Below are 17,267 nucleotides of genomic sequence, written 5' to 3'. Positions count from 1 at the left end.
TGGTGACATCCAGGGATTCAGCTTCTAGGGTGCCTGAATATGGATATGCACACTGTGGTGCTGGGGACGTCCGGCACGACCGCACAGGACGTCATCGCCGTCGCCCGCGGCGCCGCCCGTATCGAGCTGTCCGAGGAGGCCACGGCCGCCGTCGCCGCCGCCCGCGCGGTCATCGACGACCTCGCCGCCAAGCCGGACCCGGTCTACGGCGTCTCCACGGGCTTCGGCGCCCTCGCCGTCCGCCACATCAGCCCGGACCTGCGGGCCCAGCTCCAGCGCAACATCGTGCGCTCGCACGCCGCCGGCATGGGGCCGCGGGTGGAGCGCGAGGTGGTGCGCGCGCTGATGTTCCTGCGCCTGAAGACCCTGGCCTCCGGGCACACCGGCGTGCGGCCGCTGGTCGTCGCCACCATGGCCGAGATCCTCAACGCCGGGATCACCCCGGTCGTCCACGAGTACGGCTCGCTCGGCTGCTCCGGCGACCTCGCGCCGCTGTCGCACTGCGCGCTGACGCTCATGGGCGAGGGCGAGGCGGAGGGCCCGGACGGCGTCGTACGGCCGGCCGGCGAGCTGCTCGCCGAGCACGGCATCGCGCCGGTCGAGCTGCGCGAGAAGGAGGGCCTGGCCCTCCTGAACGGCACCGACGGCATGCTCGGCATGCTGATCATGGCCTGTGCCGACTTGGCCCGCCTGTTCACCACCGCCGACATCACCGCCGCGCTCTCCCTGGAGGCGCTGCTCGGTACGGACAAGGTGCTCGCGCCCGAACTGCACGCCATCCGCCCGCACCCCGGGCAGGCCGCCTCGGCCGCCAACATGCTCAAGGTACTGGCCGGTTCGGGACTCACCGGCCACCACCAGGACGACGCGCCGCGCGTCCAGGACGCCTACTCCGTCCGCTGCGCCCCGCAGGTCGCGGGCGCCGGCCGGGACACCCTCGACCACGCCCGCCTGGTCGCGAGCCGCGAACTGGCCGCCGCCGTGGACAACCCGGTGGTCCTGGAGGACGGCCGGGTCGAGTCGAACGGCAACTTCCACGGCGCGCCGGTCGCCTACGTCCTGGACTTCCTCGCCGTCGCCGCCGCCGACCTCGGCTCGATCGCCGAACGCCGTACGGACCGGCTGCTGGACAAGAACCGCTCGCACGGCCTGCCCGCGTTCCTGGCCGCCGACCCGGGCGTCGACTCCGGCCTGATGATCGCCCAGTACACCCAGGCCGCGCTGGTCAGCGAGCTGAAGCGGCTGGCGGCGCCCGCTTCGGTGGACTCCATCCCGTCCTCCGCCATGCAGGAGGACCACGTCTCCATGGGCTGGTCGGCGGCGCGCAAGCTGCGTACGGCCGTGGACAACCTGACCCGGGTGCTCGCCGTCGAGCTGTACGCGGCGACCCGGGCGGTGGAGATGCGCGACGGCCTGACCCCGGCGCCCGCCACCCGCGCGGTGCTGGACGCCGTACGCGCCGCGGGGGTCCAGGGACCGGGGGAGGACCGTTTCCTCGCACCGGACCTGGAGGCGGCGTACGACTTCGTGCGCAGCGGCCGGCTGGTGGAGACGGTGGAGCAGGTCACCGGCGAACTGGCCTGACGGGCCGGAGCGGACGGACGGCGGGTCCGGCGGGGCGGGGCGGCCCGCTGCGCCGGACCGGCGCGCGGTCCGGTCCGCCCGGCCCGGTCCGCGCGCGGTTCGGCACTTCTTTGCCAGGTCCCCGTCAGGTTTCTGTCGGCACTCTTCGCAGGCGGGATCCGTACGGACGCCCCTGGCCCCGGCTGGGAGCCCGCTCAGATCCCGCTGCCGCGCGTACGGCGCACGGAGAAGCCGACCAGGCCGGCGCCGATGCCGAGGAAGGCCGCGCCGCCGATGACGTACGGCGTGGTGTCGAAGGCGCCGGTGTCCGCGAGCAGCGCGTCCGGCTCCCGCTGCGCGCTCTGCGGCGTCTGGCCGGCGGACTGCGGCTGGGTGGCCGGGTCCTGTTGGGCCGAGCGGGGGGCGTGCGTCGTCCGTTCGCCGTGTTCGACGGTGGCGTTCGCGGACGGGACGAACCACAGGGCGAGCAGTACCGATCCCGCGGCTGCGGCGGTCAGCAGTGGTCGACGTGCGGTCACGGGCACGGAAACGATCCCCCTTGTGGGCTCGGTAAATTGACCGTTGACAACAGATGTTAGTGACAGCCGCGGGTCGTGGGGAAGTCAGGACCGGCTGGTGCTTACGCTCCCAGACATGAGCAATGACGAGACATCACGGTTTGTCCGGCTCCATGTCGAACTGGTCATGGAGGTCGCGGACTCGGACCGGCTGACCGGCGCCGCACTCGACCACATCGACGCCGACCCGTCCCTGCCCACCGAGGAGCGCGGTCATGCGCGCGAAACGGTGCGGAGCGATCCGGCGGAGGCCCTGGCGTACCTCGTGGACCCCATCGACCTGGTCGAGGACGTGCCCGGGGTGGAGCTGACCCAGGCGTCGTGGAGCAGCGAGGAGATCGACTACGACGCGGACGCGGAGTGGGTCCTCGGGGACGACGCGGAGGACGAGGACTACCCGGAGGACGACGAGCCCGAGGGCGCGGAGACCGCGGACGGGGTGCGGGTCCGCTTCTGAGCGGGCCGCGCACGCCGGAGGGCTCGTCGCCGACGACGCGCGCCTGCCCGCCGGCATCCCGCACGCCGCCCGCACTCCCCTCACACACCCCCATCACGCCCCCAGGCCCCCATCGCGCACCCCCGGACGACGCCCCGCCGCGTCCGGGGGTTGCGTGTCATTTGCCACAGCTGTCCTACGTATGGAACGGACGAAACGGAACAGACGTTCCTGAGGTGTCGCCCGGCAGTCCGCGGTGCGGCGCCCGGCTCGGGGGTTTCCGGGTTCGGCAGCAAGGCAATGGAGAGTCGTGTGATGAAGGACAGCAAGCGTCGCAAGGGCCTGATAGCCACTGCAGCGCTGCTCGGGGGTGTGCTGACCCTCGGAGCGTGCGGTGGTGGCGACGGCGGTGACGATGGCGGCCACGACAACACCAAGAAGGTCGACGAGGCGGCGGCGAAGGACGCCTCCGAAGCCAAGATCAAGATATCGCCGGAGAACGGCGCGGCCGACGCGGGCATCAACAGCGATGCCAAGGTCAGCGTCACCGGCGGCAAGCTGACCGACGTCCGGATGACCGCGGGTGAGGACAAGAAGCCCGTCGAGGGCACGCTCGCCGCCGACGGCTCCTCCTGGAAGCCGAAGAAGCAGCTGGAGCGCTCGACCAAGTACACGATCACCGCGCACGCCGCCGACTCCAAGGGCCGCAAGGCGGTCGAGCACTCGACCTTCACCACGGTCTCCCCGAAGAACAGCTTCATAGGCAACTACACGCCGGAGGACGGTTCCACCGTCGGCGTCGGCATGCCCGTGTCGGTCAACTTCGACAAGCCGGTGAAGAACAAGAAGGACGTCCAGGCCGCGATCAAGGTGGCGTCCACCAGCAACCAGGAGATCGTCGGCCACTGGTTCGGCGACCAGCGCCTGGACTTCCGCCCCAAGGACTACTGGAAGCCGAACTCCAAGGTCAGCGTGGACATGAAGCTGGACGGCGTCGAGGCCGCGCCCGGCGTCAAGGGCGTCCAGAACAAGAAGGTGAACTTCCAGATCGGCCGCTCCCAGGTCAGCACGGTCGACGCCAAGACCCACCAGATGACGGTCGTGCGCGACGGCAAGACCATCCGTACGATCCCGATCTCCGCGGGCAGCAAGGACCACCCGACGTACAACGGCAAGATGGTCGTCTCGGAGAAGTACCAGCAGACCCGGATGGACGGCTCCACGGTCGGCTTCACGAACAACGACGGCAAGGGCGAGTACGACATCCCCGACGTGCCGCACGCCATGCGCCTGTCCAGCTCCGGCACGTTCCTGCACGGCAACTACTGGGGCAAGGGCATCTTCGGCAACGCCAACACCAGCCACGGCTGCATCGGCCTGGAGGACGTGAAGGGCGCCGGGGACCCGGGCACCGACGGCGCCTGGTTCTACCAGAACTCGCTGATCGGCGACGTCGTCCAGATGGTCAACTCCCCCGACAAGACCATCAAGCCGGACAACGGCCTCAACGGCTGGAACATGGACTGGAACGAGTGGGTCGCGGGCAGCGCCGTGAAGTAGCACGCCTTCGCCCCTCCGGGAGCGGGCCCCCGCCGGTGCTTGGGCGGGGGCCCGTCCTCCGTATCGTGACCATGTGAGCAAGCGCAAGGACGGACAGCGGCAGCAGGACCGGGCCGCGGCCCGTGAACTGGTCGGCACGGTGCTCGGCAGCGTCCGGTACGCCGACGACGGGCCGCCCGCCGAAGACGCCCTGGAGGCCGGTGCCTCGATGCTGGCGGCCGCCCCCGCGGGCCCGCAGGCCGTCGGCGCCGCGCTGCTGGCGGCGGCGGAGGACGCCGTACACCGCTGCTGGCAGGGCGGCTGGCAGCCCGCCGACCTGGAACGGATCGTACGGAGGGAGACGGGCGGCGGTCCGCGTACGGCAGTCGTCGTGGACGCGATGGCCGCCGAGTCGCAGCGCGCGGGCCGGGCGGCCGAGCGCGCCCGCGGCCCCCGCTGGGCGGCCCAGCTACGCAACCTCGGGGCCCATGTCTGGTGGGGGCCGGAGCCCGGCTATCTGGAAGAACTGGCGCGCCGTCGCCGTAGCTCGCGCTTCGAGACGACGTACGACGTACTGGCAGCGCTGCGAGTCCTGGCGCGTCTGCCCCGCATCACCCCTCTGCCGACCGCCCGGCCCACACGGGGGCGCACCGGGGACACCGGGGGCACCGGCAGCGCCCCCACCGAGCCGCGACTCCTCGGCCGCATCCGTGGCCTGCTCGCCAAGGCCGAGGCGACGGACTACCCGGAGGAAGCGGAAGCCCTGTCGGCCAAGGCCCAGGAGCTGATGGCGCGGCACAGCATCGACGAGGCGCTGCTCGACCACGCCGGGGCCGGCGCGGGCCCCGGCGCCGGCCGGGCCACCGCCCCCGCCGCCATCCGCATCGGCATCGAGGGACCGTACGAGCAGGCGAAGGCGCTGCTGCTCGACGCGGTCGCCGCCGCCAACCGCTGCCAGGCCGTCTGGTCCGGCGACGTGGCCTTCTCCACGCTCATCGGCTTCGAGGCCGATCTGGAGGCCGCCGAACTGCTCTACACCTCACTGCTCCTCCAGGCCACCACCGCCATGCATCGCGCGGGAGACGCCCACCACAGCCACGGCCGCTCCCGCCGCACCCGCGACTTCCGCCAGACCTTCCTCGTCGCCTACGCCGACCGCATCCGCACCCGCCTGGCAGCGGCCACCGAGGAGGCGACCTCGGAAGCCGCCACCAGCACCCCCGACCTCCTCCCGGTCCTGGCCGCCCGCGAAGTCGCGGTGGCCGAAACCGCCGGCGAACTCTTTCCCGACACCGCCGCCGTCCGCATGCGCGGCGTACGCGACGCCGCCGGCTGGGAACAGGGCAGGGCGGCTGCGGACCGGGCGCGGCTGGGGAGGCGGGGGGAGGCGTAGGCCCCCGCCCCGCTCGGGACGGCCGGGGCCGGGCGACGTGTCCGAGCCGTATCGCATCGGCCGGAACCTGCTCCTGCTCACGGAGGATGGCGGGCCCCGCCGCGCCCGCGAGAATCATGATCCGCATATGCCGCGGCCGGACAACGGCCGCGGCTGCCCGCTGCCCGATGTCTGGTATCCGCTACCCGGACGGCGAACGTACGGTCCGATTCCGCCTGGCCCGCCCGCCGGGCCACAGACGCTCCACGGGAGACCGGCTTCATGCCCTTACCGATACCCACTCTGCTCCGCCGCCCCGGCGGCCACTGCGCCAGATGGCGCTCCGCGGGAGCCGCCGTGGCGGTCGCCCTCGCGCTGACGGCCACGGCGGCGACCCCGGCGGCGGCGAACACCGCCCCCGCCTCCACCTCCGGCCCCGCCTCTGTTTCGCACCACCTGATCAGCAAGGGCCTCGACCGCAAGGAACTCGACCGCAAGGAACTCGACCGGTCCCTCGCCGCGGTCCACTCGGCCGGCATGTACGGCGTCTACGCGGCCGTACGCGACGGCGAGGACGAATGGCGGGGAGCCGCCGGCCTCGCCGACGTCGACACCGGGCGCCCGGTCCGCTCCCAGATGGAACACCGGGTCGGCAGCATCACCAAGACGTTCACCGCGGTCGGCATCCTCCAGCAGGTCGCGCGGGACCGGATCGCACTCGACGCGCCGGTCGCCCGTTACCTCCCCGGCGTCGTCCCCGGCGACCTGGGCCGCCGGATCACCGTACGGATGCTGCTCAACCACACCAGCGGCATCGGCGACTACATCCCGGGCGCCTTCCCGTCCCTGCGCCGCATGGACCCGCAGAGCATCGACGACAACCGGTTCCGCCACTTCAGCCCCCTGGAACTCGTCCGGTACGGCCTGGCGGAACCGCGGACCGGGGAACCCGGCGCCGTGCACTCGTACTCCAACACCAACTACGTGCTCGCCGGGCTGATCCTGACCAAGGTCACCGGCCAGGACGCGGAGACGTACCTGTCGCGGCACGTCATCCGCGCGGCCGGACTGCGCCACACCTACTTCCCGCGCACCCCGTACATCAAGGGTCCGCACGCGAAGATGTACGAGGCCCTGTACGGCCGGATCGACCCGCCGCGCGACTACAGCGTCTACGACATGTCCTGGGCCTGGGCTCTCGGCTCACTGGTCTCGACCACCGCCGACCTGAACCAGTTCTACCGCGCGCTGCTCACCGGCGAACTCCTGGCACCCGCCGAGCTGCGGGAGATGCAGACCACCGTCCCGGTCCCGGGCATCCCCGGCAGGTACTACGGACTCGGTCTGTACGCGCAGGACCTGCCGACGTGCGGCCGGTTCTGGGGCCACGACGGCGGAGCGTTCGGCGCCGGCACCTACGCGCTGACGAGCGAGGACGGCCGACGCCAGATGTCGCTGGGCATCAACCTGATGAAGTACCAGCGTCTGGACGCCGGTCCGTCCGGCTTCCACCCGATCGACGCCGCCCTGGACACGCACATCACCCAGGCACTGTGCGGCAAGACCACGGCGGGAGCCGGGACCGCCGGCGCTCTCCTCAGCCGCATGGAAACAGCGGCACCGGCAGCAGTGGCACGCCCCTGACCCAAGGGCGCGCGGCACAAGACATCCGGGCTCCGCTGCCGGGCCGGAGGCGGCTGGAAAACGTGCCATCAAGGCTGACTCTCACGGAGGCGGCAGGTCGGGACGGGGCAGACCACCGACCTGCCGCCCACCGACCTGCCGCCCACCGGGCCGGCCACCCGTGACTGGCGACGATCGGCGCGTCCGCCAAGGGGGCCGCCGTCTCCTGTGCTGAGAGCCCGAGCCGTCAGTCGCCGACCGGCGCGATGCCGACGGGGCAGCTCACCCCTGTCCCCCCGATCCCGCAGTACCCCGCCGGGTTCTTGTCCAAATACTGCTGGTGATAGTCCTCGGCCGGATAGAAGGGGCGGTCGGGGTGGGCGGGGAGGATTTCGGTGGTGATGTCGGCGTAGCCGGAGGAGTGCAGGACGGACTGGTAGGCCGTGCGGGAGGCTTCGGCTGCCTGCTGGTCGGCGGGGGAGTGGGTGTAGATCGCGGAGCGGTACTGGGTGCCGGTGTCGTTGCCCTGGCGGAAGCCCTGGGTGGGGTCGTGGGATTCCCAGAAGAGCTTCAGGAGGGCGTTGTAGGAGGTCTTGGCGGGGTCGTAGACGACGCGGACCGCTTCGGTGTGGCCGGTGAGGCCGCTGCACACCTCTTCGTAGGTGGGGTTCGGAGTGTGGCCTCCCTGGTAGCCGACCAGGGTCGTCCAGACGCCCTCGGCCTGCCAGAACTTGCGCTCGGCGCCCCAGAAGCAGCCCAGGCCGAAGTCGGCGACGCGCAGGTGCTCGGGGTACGGGCCGAGCAGCGGGGTGCCGAGGACCGTGTGGCGGTCGGGGACGGTGAAGGCAGGCTCGGGGCGGCCCTTCAGTGCCTCGTCGGGGGAGGGGAGGGCAGTCTTGAAGCGGTTGAAGAGCATGGCGTCGGGCTCCAATGGCAGGAGGACGGAAACCGTACGGGGAAGGGCGGCCGACGGGTTCAACGCCGGGCGGGCGCGGAAGCATTCCGGTGCGGGTGTGGTGGCGTTCGGGTTGGGTGCGTAAGCGTTCCGAAGCGGGTGTGGAAGCGTTCCGGTGTGGGTGCGTAAGCGTTCTGAAGTGGGCGTGGGAGTGTTTCGGTGTGGGGGCCGGCGTCCCGGTCGTTATGACCGTGAGCGGAAGTCCGCCGCCGTGCCGCCGCCGAGTTCCCATCCCGCGATGGCCCGGGCCCGGTACGCGGCGTACTCGGCGGCGGGGCTGCTGCCGTACGACCACGGGACCGCGCCGACGTGGCCGTCCACCAGGCTGAGCTGCTCCATCGCTTCGTCATAGCGCTCGGCGTGGACGAGGAACCAGATGAGCAGGTGCCGGACGTGCGGGGCCATGGGGTGGTCGGCCGGGGCCTCGCGGAGGGCGAAGTGCGCGCCCTCTATCGCGCGTTCGACGACGGCGCTCTGGAAGAGGCCGCGCACCATGTTGGCCTCGGGCAGGTGGTCGTACACCGCGAAGAGCGGGAGGGCCGGGAGCAGGCTCTTGGCGGGGGCGGCCGCGGCGGCGGCCTCGGTGAAGGCGGCGGCCTCCTCCTTGGAGCCGTGCCACTTCTGCGACCAGTAGGGCAGTGCGGCGAGGTGGGCGCCCATGTGGTGCGGGGCGCGCTGGGTGACCTTCGACCACAGCGCGTCGTAGTCGGCGCGGCGCTCGCCGAGGCCGCGGGCGACGGCCAGCTCGGTGATGTACGGGATGGGGCTGCCGGGGGCCAGCAGCGCGGCCTCGTGGCAGACCGTACGGGCCTCCTCCAGGATCATGCGGAAGTCCTGCGAGCCGGGGTCGCGCAGTGCCTGGAGGACCAGGAACTGGGCGTGGGTCTGCGCGCCGCCCGGGTCCTTGGGGGCTTCCGAGCGCCATGTCCGCAGCCAGATGCCGCCCTGCCCCGGCCGTTCCGCCAGCTCGAAGGCCGCGGCCCCGGCGAGCGTCTGCACGCGCTGCCAGCGCCGCTCCCAGTCCTCGCCGGTCGCGCTGAGCAGCTGCGCGGCCGGGCGCCAGTCGTGCGCGCGCCGGATCTCGTCGAGGGCTTCCTCCAGCTCCGGGTCGGGGCCGGGCAGCCGTACGTCCAGCTGCTGGGCCGGCACGAAGCCGTAGCCCGCCATGGGGTCGGCCGCCACCGTCATGCCCTGCTGGGTCTGCTGCGCGGCCTGCCTGCGCCGCAGCCAGGGCAGCAGGACGAGACCGCCGAGGGCGGCAGCGGCGAAGAGAACCAGCAGAGCGTCCATGTGGTCAGTCTCGGATTCCGGTCGTGGGAGGCGGGCAGGGGGCGCCGGGGCGTACCGCCGTGGTGCGGATCGGCGGGGGTGTGTCTCGGTGTGTCTCGGTCTGTCTCGGCGTATCCCGGCGCGGATGTGTCTTGTATGTATCCACTATCCAGCGAACCAGAAAGTTCCGAAAAGTTCGCGGGTGTGGACGACTACCCTCGGCAGACATGAGCGATCAGCGCGAGCAGCGCCCCCAGAATTTCGAGACCCTTGCCATTCACGCAGGTCAGGAGCCCGATGAGGCGACCGGCGCGGTGGTACCGCCCATCTACCAGGTGTCCACCTACAAGCAGGACGGCGTGGGCGGGCTGCGCGGCGGCTACGAGTACAGCCGCAGCGCCAACCCGACCCGTACCGCCCTGGAGGAGAACCTCGCCGCCCTCGACGGCGGCCGCCGTGGCCTGGCCTTCGCCTCCGGGCTCGCGGCCGAGGACACCCTGCTGCGCACTCTCCTGGTGCCCGGCGACCACGTCGTCATCCCCAATGACGCGTACGGCGGCACGTTCCGCCTGATCTCCAAGGTCGTCGAGCGGTGGGGGGTGGAGTGGTCGGTCGCCGACACCTCCGACCCGCAGGCCGTACGGGACGCCCTGCGCCCCCGTACGAAGGCGATCTGGGTGGAGACACCCAGCAACCCGCTCCTCGGCATCACGGACATCCCCGCGCTCGCGGCCGTCGCGCGCGACGCCGGGGTGCGCCTGGTCGTGGACAACACCTTCGCGAGCCCCTACCTCCAGCAGCCGCTGGCCCTCGGCGCGGACGTGGTGGTCTACTCCACGACCAAGTACATGGGCGGCCACTCGGACGTGGTCGGCGGCGCGCTCGTGGTGAGCGACGCCGAACTGGGCGACGAACTGGCCTACCACCAGAACGCCATGGGCGCGGTCGCCGGCCCCTTCGACTCGTGGCTGGTGATGCGCGGCCTGAAGACGCTGGCCGTACGGATGGACCGGCACAGCGCCAACGCCGCCCGCATCGCCGACCTGCTCGCCGCGCACGACAAGGTGACCCGGGTCTACTACCCGGGCCTGAAGGAGCACCCCGGCCACGAGGTCGCCGCCAAGCAGATGCGTTCCTTCGGCGGCATGGTGTCCTTCCGCGTCGCGGGCGGTGAGCAGGCCGCGGTGGAGGTGTGCAACCGTGCCCGGCTGTTCACCCTCGGTGAGTCGCTCGGCGGCGTGGAGTCGCTGATCGAGCACCCGGGCAAGATGACGCACGCCTCGACGGCGGGCTCGCTGCTGGAGGTCCCCAACGACCTGGTACGGCTCTCGGTCGGCATCGAGTCGATCGACGACCTGGTGGCGGACCTCACCCAGGCGCTGGGATAAGGCGTATTCCGGGGCCGCCCCGGGTGCGGGGCGGAGCGGTCGCCGTGTGCGGACGACGGCGGGCCGGTGGAGTCCGGGTCACCACCCTTCCACCGGAGGGGTGGTGTGCGTCGGCGGCGGCAGCCACGGCTGGTCGACCGCCGCCCAGACCAGCAGCGCGGCCAGCGCTGCCAGGGCCAGCAGCCACAGCACGAGCCGGGCCAGTCGCCGGTGGGACAGCAACCGGCGGCCGTCGGCGGCGGCGCGCAGCGCCAGGTCGGGCGGGACCGGCGGATGCGGCCCGTCCAGCATCCGCCGTACCTCGGCCTCCTTGCGGTCGGGGAGGGTCATGGTGCGGCGGCTTCCGTGTGCCGGGGCGCCGGGGGTGATGTGTCCGGTACGTGCGGGCGGTTCGGTACGTCCTGTATGGGGTGGCCCGGTACCTCCCGTGTGGGATGGGGTGTCTCGCCCCCGACGGGTACGGACCGCCCGGCGCTACCGGTCGGTGGCTTGCTCCGCATACGCCCCACCGCCCGCAGGCACAGCGTATGGACGCGTTCCGCGGGCAGCCCCAGCTGCGCCGCGGTCTGCTCCTCGGCCACGCCCTCGTAGAGCCGCAGTACGAGTACCAGCCGTTCCGGCGGGGACAGGCGCTCCAGCAGGCCGCCGGGCGGCGGGGGCGTGCCGGGCCGTAGGGCGCGGGGGAGGCGGGACCGCCAGGCGGAGTGCGCGTAGTGGGCGGCCATCTCCCGGCGCGCGCGGTCGTACGGGTCCTCGCCGCGCAGCCGATCCCAGGCGGCGTACGTACGGGCCAGGGCCAGCGTGAGCAAGCGCTCGGCGGCGGGCGCCGGCTGCCCTTCGGGCTCGGCGGTCAGGAGGGTGGCGGCGCGCAGCAGACGTCCGGCCGCGCCCGCGACGAACGCCTCGAACTCCCGGGCACGACGGCGTTCCTGCGCTGCCCGCCGCTCTCGCACAGCTACATGGCACGGCAGGCCCGGCACCGGGTCAAGAGGCGGCCGGGAAAAACCGGGGCCCTACGGATGCGCCCCGCCGCGGGGCGGGCGGGGAGTGCGCCGTTCCGGCACGCCTTCGCCCCGGCTCAGAAGTTCGGCGGCGCTGCTGGGGGCCCGACGGTCACCGGCAGGGTCCGGGGGCACCGCTATGGACTCGGCGGCACCGGCAGGGTCCGGAGGCACCGCTGCGGCCTCGGCGGCACCGGCAGGATCCGGGGGCACCGCTGCGGCCTGGGCAGCACCGCTCACCGTTTAGACGGCCCTGCTCAGGAACTCGGCGGCACCGCTCACCGTTCGACGGCCCTGCTCAGGGACCCGGCGGCACCGCTCACCGTTCGACGGCCCTGCTCAGGGACCCGGCGGCACCGCTCACCGTTCGACGGCCCCGCTCAGGGACGCGGCAAGACCGCTCACCGCCCGACGCCCCGCTCAGGAATTCGACGGCACCGCCGGCAGCGTCGCCGTGACCGTGGACAGCGAGGCGTTGAAGCGCGTCAGCAGGCTGCAGAACGCGTCCCGCTCCTCCTCCGTCCACTCCTCCGTGACCAGCGCCATCAGAGCACGGCGGGAGGCCCGTACCTCCTCCAGGCGGGACCGGCCGCGCTCGGAGAGCTGGAGCACGACCGCGCGCCCGTCCTCCGGGTGCGAGGCGCGGTTGACCAGGCCGGAGTCGACCAGCGGGGCGACCTGCCGGGTGACGGTGGAGGAGTCGATGCCCATGCCGGCGGCCAGCGCCTTGACACCCATCGGGCCCTCTTTGTCCAGGCGGTTGAGGAGGAGGTAGGCGGCACGGTCCATGGAATTGCGCGCCTGGCCGACGCCGCCGAGCCGGCTCTGTTCGGCGCGGCGGGCGAAAACGGCGACTTGGTGTTGCAGCGCGTCGAGAAGAGCGGTGTCGGTGTGGGTCGTCATGTCCGAAGAGGTGGGCATGGCCGGGAGCTCGCTTCATGGGATGCGTACGGATTGGGGGACAGAGTACGCGGCCCGGGCGCGCACCGTACCGGCGCTGTCCAAAGACGTGCCCTTGTGGCACCGGTCCGGCGGCCGACCGGACCCGTCGCGTGCCGAACTGTAAGACTGGGCATCATGGCCGATCACACGCCGCACGAGTCGACTCCCGCCTCCGGTTCCCCTTCGGGTTCCGCTTCCGGTTCCGCGGCCGGTCCGGCGCCCGGGCCGGCATCGGGCCCGGCGGGTGTGGCGCCGTCCGGTGCGGTCCGGGCGCCGGAGCCGGGTTCCGGTTCCGCCTCCGTTTCCGGTCCGGGCACGGCGGGGGTGTCCGCCGCCTCCGCCGCGCTCACCGTCGAGGACGTACGGGAGGCGCAGAAGATCCTGTCCGGCGTCTCCCGGTCCACCGCCCTGGAGGGGAGCCGGCACCTGTCCGCTTTGGTGGGGGCGCCGGTGCATCTGAAGTGCGAGAACCTGCAACGCACCGGCTCGTTCAAAATACGTGGCGCGTACGTGCGGATCGCGGGCCTGTCGCCGCGGGAGCGGGCGGCCGGCGTGGTCGCCGCCAGCGCCGGCAACCACGCGCAGGGCGTCGCGCTGGCGGCCTCCCTGCTGGGGGTGCGCTCGACGGTGTTCATGCCGGTCGGCGCGCCGCTGCCGAAGGTCGCGGCGACCCGCGAGTACGGCGCCGAGGTACGCCTGCACGGCCACGTCGTGGACGAGACGCTGGCCGCGGCCCAGGAGTACGCGCGCGAGACCGGCGCGGTCTTCATCCACCCCTTCGACCACCGGGACATCATCGCGGGCCAGGGCACGGTCGGCCTGGAGGTCCTCGAACAGTGCCCGGAGGTGCGCACGATCGTCGTGGGCATCGGCGGCGGCGGCCTGGCGGCGGGTGTCGCGCTGGCGGTCAAGTCGGTCCGGCCGGACGTGACGATCATCGGGGTGCAGGCGGCGGGTGCCGCGGCCTATCCGCCCTCGCTGGCGGCCGGGCGGCCGGTCTCGATCGAGGCGCCGACGACGATGGCGGACGGCATCAGGGTGGGGCGGCCGGGCGACGTGCCGTTCAAAATCGTTGGCGATCTCGTCGACGAGGTCCGTACCGTCACCGAGGACGAGCTCTCCAGTGCCCTGCTGCTCTGCCTGGAGCGCGCGAAGCTGGTCGTGGAGCCGGCGGGGGCGAGTCCGGTGGCGGCGCTGCTGTCGCGGCCCGAGTCCTTCGAGGGGCCGGTGGTCGCGGTGCTGTCCGGGGGAAACGTCGATCCGCTGCTGATGCAGCGCACCCTGCGGCACGGCATGGCGGCCGCGGGACGCTATCTGTCCCTGCGCCTGCGGCTGACGGACCGGCCGGGCGCCCTGGCGACGCTTCTGGCGGTGCTGTCGGAGGTCGACGCCAACGTCCTCGACGTGAGCCACGTACGGACCGATCCGCGTCTCGGGCTCACGGAAGCGGAGGTGGAACTGCACCTGGAGACGAAGGGCCCCGAACACTGCACCGAGGTCGGCACGGCCCTGCGGCAGGCGGGCTACACCGTCATGGGCTGAGAACCTGTCCGGCCGGGCGGTTCCGCCGCTGTCGGGCCGCCGAGAGCCGAGGTGCGGGACCGGGGTATCGCGCGGGCCATGGTGACGCGGGTACGCAAACGTCTTCTGGCGTATATCGCGATGTATCGCGTGTGCGCTATGGTTCGGGTCGACGGGGGGCGCCGCCGTGCGCTGGACGGCATCCCCGTTGCCGGATATGTGCCCATAGCGCGGCCATGGTCCGAAAAGTAAAATTCTTCCTGGAGTTAACCCATACCTTGGGAGTACCCACATGCCAGGCGCCATTTACGCCGAGGGTCTGGTCAAGACCTTCGGCAAGGTGAGGGCTCTGGACGGCGTCGACCTCGACGTCCCCGAAGGAACCGTCCTCGGACTGCTCGGCCCGAACGGTGCGGGCAAGACCACCGCCGTACGCGTCCTCACCACCCTGCTCCGGCCCGACCGGGGCACCGCGGTCGTCGCCGGTATCGACGTCCTCAAGCACCCCGACGAAGTACGCCGGTCCATCGGCCTGTCCGGCCAATTCGCCGCCGTGGACGAGTACCTGACGGGCCGTGAGAACCTGACCATGGTCGGCAAGCTCTACCAGATGAGCGGCCGGGACGCGAAGGCCCGGGCCACCGAGCTACTGGAACGCTTCCACCTCGCCGACGCCGGCGACCGGCCGGCCAAGACCTACTCCGGCGGCATGCGGCGCCGGCTCGACCTGGCGGCCGCGCTGGTCGTCAGCCCGCCCGTGATGTTCATGGACGAGCCCACCACCGGCCTGGACCCGCGCAACCGCCAGCAGTTGTGGGAGGTCATCCAGGAACTGGTCGCCGGCGGCACGACGTTGCTGCTCACGACCCAGTACCTGGAAGAGGCCGACCACCTCGCGCACGACATCTGCGTGGTCGACCACGGCAAGGTCATCGCCCGCGGCACGTCCGACCAGCTCAAGGCGCGTACGGGCGGCGAGCGGGTCGAGGTCGTGGTGCACGCCGCCGAGCACATCGGCACGGCCGACGAGGTGCTGCGCGGCTTCGGCAAGGGCGAGAGCAAGATCGAACAGCACACCCGCAAGATCACTGTGCCGGTCACCGGCGGCGCCAAGCTGCTCGCCGAGGTCATCCGCGAACTGGACGCGCGCGGTGTGGAGATAGACGACATCGGGCTGCGCCGCCCGACCCTGGACGATGTGTTCATCTCGCTGACCGGCCATGTCGCGGAAGCCGCGGAGCCGAACTGCGAGGACGGCGACGACGCGGACGGCGGCGCCGCGTCCGGCCGGACCGCTCGCTCGGGGCGCCGCGCCCCGAAGCCGGCACCCGAGACCAAGGAGGGCGCCAAGTGACCACCGTGACCCCAGCGGCCCCGCGCGTCGGGGTGCCCAAGCGGCGCGGCGCGATCAGCCAGTCCATACGGGACTCCCTGACCGTCGCCCAGCGCAACCTGATACGCATGCTGCGCATCCCGGAGATGGTGATCTTCGGGCTGATACAGCCGATCATGTTCGTGGTGCTGTTCAGCTATGTCTTCGGCGGTTCCATCAACGTCGGCGGCAGCACCTCGTCCGCGGCCTACCGCGAGTTCCTGATGGCCGGCATCTTCGCGCAGACCGTCACCTTCGCCACCGCGGGCGCGGGCGCCGGCATCGCCGACGACATGCACCGGGGCCTGATCGACCGGTTCCGCTCGCTGCCCATGGCGCGCGGCGCCGTCCTCACCGGCCGCACCCTCGCCGACCTGGTGCAGACCGCGCTGACGCTGGTCGTCCTGGCCGTCGTCGCCTTCCTGGTCGGCTGGCGGACCCACGAGAACCTCGGCAAGATCGTCGCCGGCTTCGCGCTGCTGCTCCTGCTCGGGTACGCGTTCTCCTGGATCGGCGCGCTCATCGGCCTGTCCGTGCGCACCCCGGAAGCCGCCACCTCCGGCGGGCTGATCTGGCTCTTCCCGCTGACGTTCATCTCGAACGCCTTCGTGCCCTCGGACAACATGCCGACGTTCCTGCGGCACATCGCCGAGTGGAACCCCTTCAGCGCCACGGTCCAGGCCGCCCGTGAGCTGTTCGGCAACCTGCCGCCGAACTACAAGGCGCCCGACGCCTGGCCGATGCAGCACCCGGTGTGGGCGTCGCTGATCTGGTCGGTCCTGATCATCGTGGCCTTCCGTACGCTCGCGGTGCGCAAGTACCGATCGGCCACGGCCTGAGCCACCGGCCCGCGGGCGGGCCCGGAGCGGGGGGCCGGGCGCGCCCCGCGCGGGTGCGGTACGCCGTACGCCGTCGCCACCACCCCGTACACACACGTCCGGCCCGGAGCCGCTGGGGCTCCGGGCCGGACGTCGTCTGCTACAGGCCGGCGCCGCGGGGCGCTCAGGCCTGGTACGGCTGGGCGTCCAGGATCTTCACGGACGCCTTCTTGCCGTTGGGGAGCTCGTACTCGGCGGTCTCGCCGACCTTCTTGCCGTTCACGCCGCCGCCCAGCGGGGACTGCGGGGAGTAGGTCTCGATGTCCGAGCTCGCGTACTCCCGCGAGGCCAGCAGGAACGTCAGCGTGTCGTCCGGGTCTCCGTCGAACGCGATGGTGACGACCGTGCCGGGGGCCACGACACCTGTGGCGGCAGGGGCCTCGCCGACCTTCGCGGTCTCCAGCAGCTGCTTGAGCTGGCGCATGCGAAGGTCCTGCTTGCCCTGCTCCTCCTTGGCCGCGTGGTACCCGGCGTTCTCCTTCAGGTCACCTTCCTCGCGGGCCGCCGCGATCTTCTCGGTGATCTCGGCGCGTGCGGGACCAGACAGGTACTCCAGCTCGGCCTTGAGCTGGTCATACGCCTCCTGGGTCAGCCAGGTGACGTTGTCGCTGGTCTGGGTCACAGGTGCTCCTCGTCGGTGCTGGGGATAAATCAAACGCCCTACCAGGAAGGCTGCGCCTCCACGGGTGGGCGAAACCACGAGCCTAACAATTCCGGCACAAAACGGGGAAGAGATATTTTGCCGAGAACTGGACCTGCCCGGATCGTGGCCGGTCAGCGCGTCGGCGCGGAGTGTGCCGGGCGACACACCGGACGGTGTGCGCGGGGGC

The 17,267-nt window shown here is 72.0% G+C and carries 16 protein-coding genes; 9 read left to right on the top strand and 7 right to left on the bottom strand.

Features of this window, described 5'->3' with window-relative positions; all coding sequences use genetic code 11:
* Positions 1–39 precede the first annotated feature (39 nt).
* A complete protein-coding gene (hutH, locus tag CP973_RS34870) occupies positions 40–1,584 on the top strand; it encodes a histidine ammonia-lyase (protein WP_150247970.1) in 1,545 nt (514 codons plus the stop codon).
* A 194-nt stretch (positions 1,585–1,778) separates the two neighbouring features.
* Here the strand turns inward: hutH and CP973_RS34865 are convergent, their stop codons facing one another.
* The gene (locus tag CP973_RS34865) at positions 1,779–2,102 is read right to left on the bottom strand and encodes a hypothetical protein (protein ID WP_167538650.1); all 324 of its coding nucleotides are present in this window, start codon (positions 2,100–2,102) and stop codon (positions 1,779–1,781) included.
* 115 nt (positions 2,103–2,217) lie between these two features.
* On the opposite strand from CP973_RS34865, the gene CP973_RS34860 reads away from it, so the two are divergent.
* The 4 genes from CP973_RS34860 (at position 2,218) to CP973_RS34845 (ending at position 7,132) form a co-directional block, all read left to right on the top strand.
* The gene (locus tag CP973_RS34860) at positions 2,218–2,598 is read left to right on the top strand and encodes a hypothetical protein (RefSeq protein WP_150247966.1); all 381 of its coding nucleotides are present in this window, start codon (positions 2,218–2,220) and stop codon (positions 2,596–2,598) included.
* Between the two features lie 294 nt (positions 2,599–2,892).
* A complete protein-coding gene (locus CP973_RS34855; RefSeq protein WP_150247964.1) occupies positions 2,893–4,137 on the top strand; it encodes a L,D-transpeptidase in 1,245 nt (414 codons plus the stop codon).
* A gap of 73 nt (positions 4,138–4,210) precedes the next feature.
* Positions 4,211–5,509, top strand: coding sequence for a DUF2786 domain-containing protein (locus tag CP973_RS34850; protein WP_244410192.1), 1,299 nt, complete (start codon positions 4,211–4,213; stop codon positions 5,507–5,509).
* Between the two features lie 261 nt (positions 5,510–5,770).
* Positions 5,771–7,132, top strand: a complete 1,362-nt coding sequence (locus CP973_RS34845; protein ID WP_150247962.1) for a serine hydrolase domain-containing protein — start codon at positions 5,771–5,773, stop codon at positions 7,130–7,132.
* Between the two features lie 226 nt (positions 7,133–7,358).
* On the opposite strand, the gene msrA is transcribed toward CP973_RS34845, so the two are convergent.
* Together msrA and CP973_RS34835 are read right to left on the bottom strand one after the other, a co-directional pair.
* On the bottom strand, positions 7,359–8,027 hold the full coding sequence (msrA, locus tag CP973_RS34840) for a peptide-methionine (S)-S-oxide reductase MsrA (RefSeq protein WP_150247960.1): 669 nt from the start codon (positions 8,025–8,027) through the stop codon (positions 7,359–7,361).
* A gap of 222 nt (positions 8,028–8,249) precedes the next feature.
* Positions 8,250–9,356, bottom strand: a complete 1,107-nt coding sequence (locus tag CP973_RS34835; RefSeq protein WP_150247958.1) for a hypothetical protein — start codon at positions 9,354–9,356, stop codon at positions 8,250–8,252.
* A 206-nt stretch (positions 9,357–9,562) separates the two neighbouring features.
* Between CP973_RS34835 and CP973_RS34830 the strand changes: the two genes are divergently transcribed.
* Positions 9,563–10,723, top strand: a complete 1,161-nt coding sequence (locus CP973_RS34830; RefSeq protein WP_150247956.1) for a cystathionine gamma-synthase — start codon at positions 9,563–9,565, stop codon at positions 10,721–10,723.
* A gap of 78 nt (positions 10,724–10,801) precedes the next feature.
* On the opposite strand, the gene CP973_RS34825 is transcribed toward CP973_RS34830, so the two are convergent.
* The 3 genes from CP973_RS34825 to CP973_RS34815 form a co-directional block, all read right to left on the bottom strand.
* Complete coding sequence (locus CP973_RS34825; protein ID WP_150247954.1) at positions 10,802–11,053, bottom strand: hypothetical protein; 252 nt, start codon at positions 11,051–11,053, stop codon at positions 10,802–10,804.
* Positions 11,050–11,676: a sigma factor-like helix-turn-helix DNA-binding protein gene (locus CP973_RS34820; RefSeq protein WP_150247952.1), complete on the bottom strand. Its 627-nt coding sequence runs from the start codon at positions 11,674–11,676 to the stop codon at positions 11,050–11,052. The genes CP973_RS34825 and CP973_RS34820 overlap by 4 nt, the downstream gene beginning before the upstream one ends.
* A gap of 468 nt (positions 11,677–12,144) precedes the next feature.
* Complete coding sequence (locus CP973_RS34815) at positions 12,145–12,645, bottom strand: MarR family winged helix-turn-helix transcriptional regulator (protein ID WP_150247950.1); 501 nt, start codon at positions 12,643–12,645, stop codon at positions 12,145–12,147.
* Positions 12,646–12,990: 345 nt separating this feature from the next.
* On the opposite strand from CP973_RS34815, the gene ilvA reads away from it, so the two are divergent.
* From ilvA to CP973_RS34800, 3 genes are all read left to right on the top strand, one after another.
* Complete coding sequence (gene ilvA, locus CP973_RS34810; protein WP_150247948.1) at positions 12,991–14,208, top strand: threonine ammonia-lyase; 1,218 nt, start codon at positions 12,991–12,993, stop codon at positions 14,206–14,208.
* Positions 14,209–14,479: 271 nt separating this feature from the next.
* A complete protein-coding gene (locus CP973_RS34805; RefSeq protein ID WP_150247946.1) occupies positions 14,480–15,541 on the top strand; it encodes an ATP-binding cassette domain-containing protein in 1,062 nt (353 codons plus the stop codon).
* Complete coding sequence (locus CP973_RS34800; protein ID WP_425282050.1) at positions 15,538–16,398, top strand: ABC transporter permease; 861 nt, start codon at positions 15,538–15,540, stop codon at positions 16,396–16,398. Before CP973_RS34805 ends, CP973_RS34800 begins: the two co-directional genes overlap by 4 nt.
* A 163-nt stretch (positions 16,399–16,561) precedes the next feature.
* On the opposite strand, the gene greA is transcribed toward CP973_RS34800, so the two are convergent.
* Positions 16,562–17,059 carry a transcription elongation factor GreA gene (gene greA / locus CP973_RS34795; RefSeq protein ID WP_150247943.1) on the bottom strand — a complete coding sequence of 166 codons (498 nt, stop codon included), beginning with the start codon at positions 17,057–17,059 and terminating at the stop codon, positions 16,562–16,564.
* Positions 17,060–17,267 lie beyond the last annotated feature (208 nt).

The organism is Streptomyces albofaciens JCM 4342, from assembly GCF_008634025.1.
GTDB lineage: Bacteria > Actinomycetota > Actinomycetes > Streptomycetales > Streptomycetaceae > Streptomyces > Streptomyces albofaciens.
Note: the sequence above shows the minus strand (reverse complement) of the source record. Positions and strands in the feature narration are given on the sequence as shown.

What these genes read in the sequence shown, in the direction of transcription:
- hutH (WP_150247970.1), top strand. Translation starts at nt 40, where the DNA reads ATGGATATGCACACTGTGGTGCTGGGGACGTCCGGCACGACCGCACAG.
- CP973_RS34825 (WP_150247954.1), bottom strand. Translation starts at nt 11,053, where the DNA reads ATGACCCTCCCCGACCGCAAGGAGGCCGAGGTACGGCGGATGCTGGAC.
- msrA (WP_150247960.1), bottom strand. Translation starts at nt 8,027, where the DNA reads ATGCTCTTCAACCGCTTCAAGACTGCCCTCCCCTCCCCCGACGAGGCA.
- CP973_RS34835 (WP_150247958.1), bottom strand. Translation starts at nt 9,356, where the DNA reads ATGGACGCTCTGCTGGTTCTCTTCGCCGCTGCCGCCCTCGGCGGTCTC.
- CP973_RS34855 (WP_150247964.1), top strand. Translation starts at nt 2,893, where the DNA reads ATGAAGGACAGCAAGCGTCGCAAGGGCCTGATAGCCACTGCAGCGCTG.
- CP973_RS34815 (WP_150247950.1), bottom strand. Translation starts at nt 12,645, where the DNA reads ATGCCCACCTCTTCGGACATGACGACCCACACCGACACCGCTCTTCTC.
- CP973_RS34845 (WP_150247962.1), top strand. Translation starts at nt 5,771, where the DNA reads ATGCCCTTACCGATACCCACTCTGCTCCGCCGCCCCGGCGGCCACTGC.
- CP973_RS34860 (WP_150247966.1), top strand. Translation starts at nt 2,218, where the DNA reads ATGAGCAATGACGAGACATCACGGTTTGTCCGGCTCCATGTCGAACTG.
- CP973_RS34830 (WP_150247956.1), top strand. Translation starts at nt 9,563, where the DNA reads ATGAGCGATCAGCGCGAGCAGCGCCCCCAGAATTTCGAGACCCTTGCC.
- CP973_RS34805 (WP_150247946.1), top strand. Translation starts at nt 14,480, where the DNA reads ATGCCAGGCGCCATTTACGCCGAGGGTCTGGTCAAGACCTTCGGCAAG.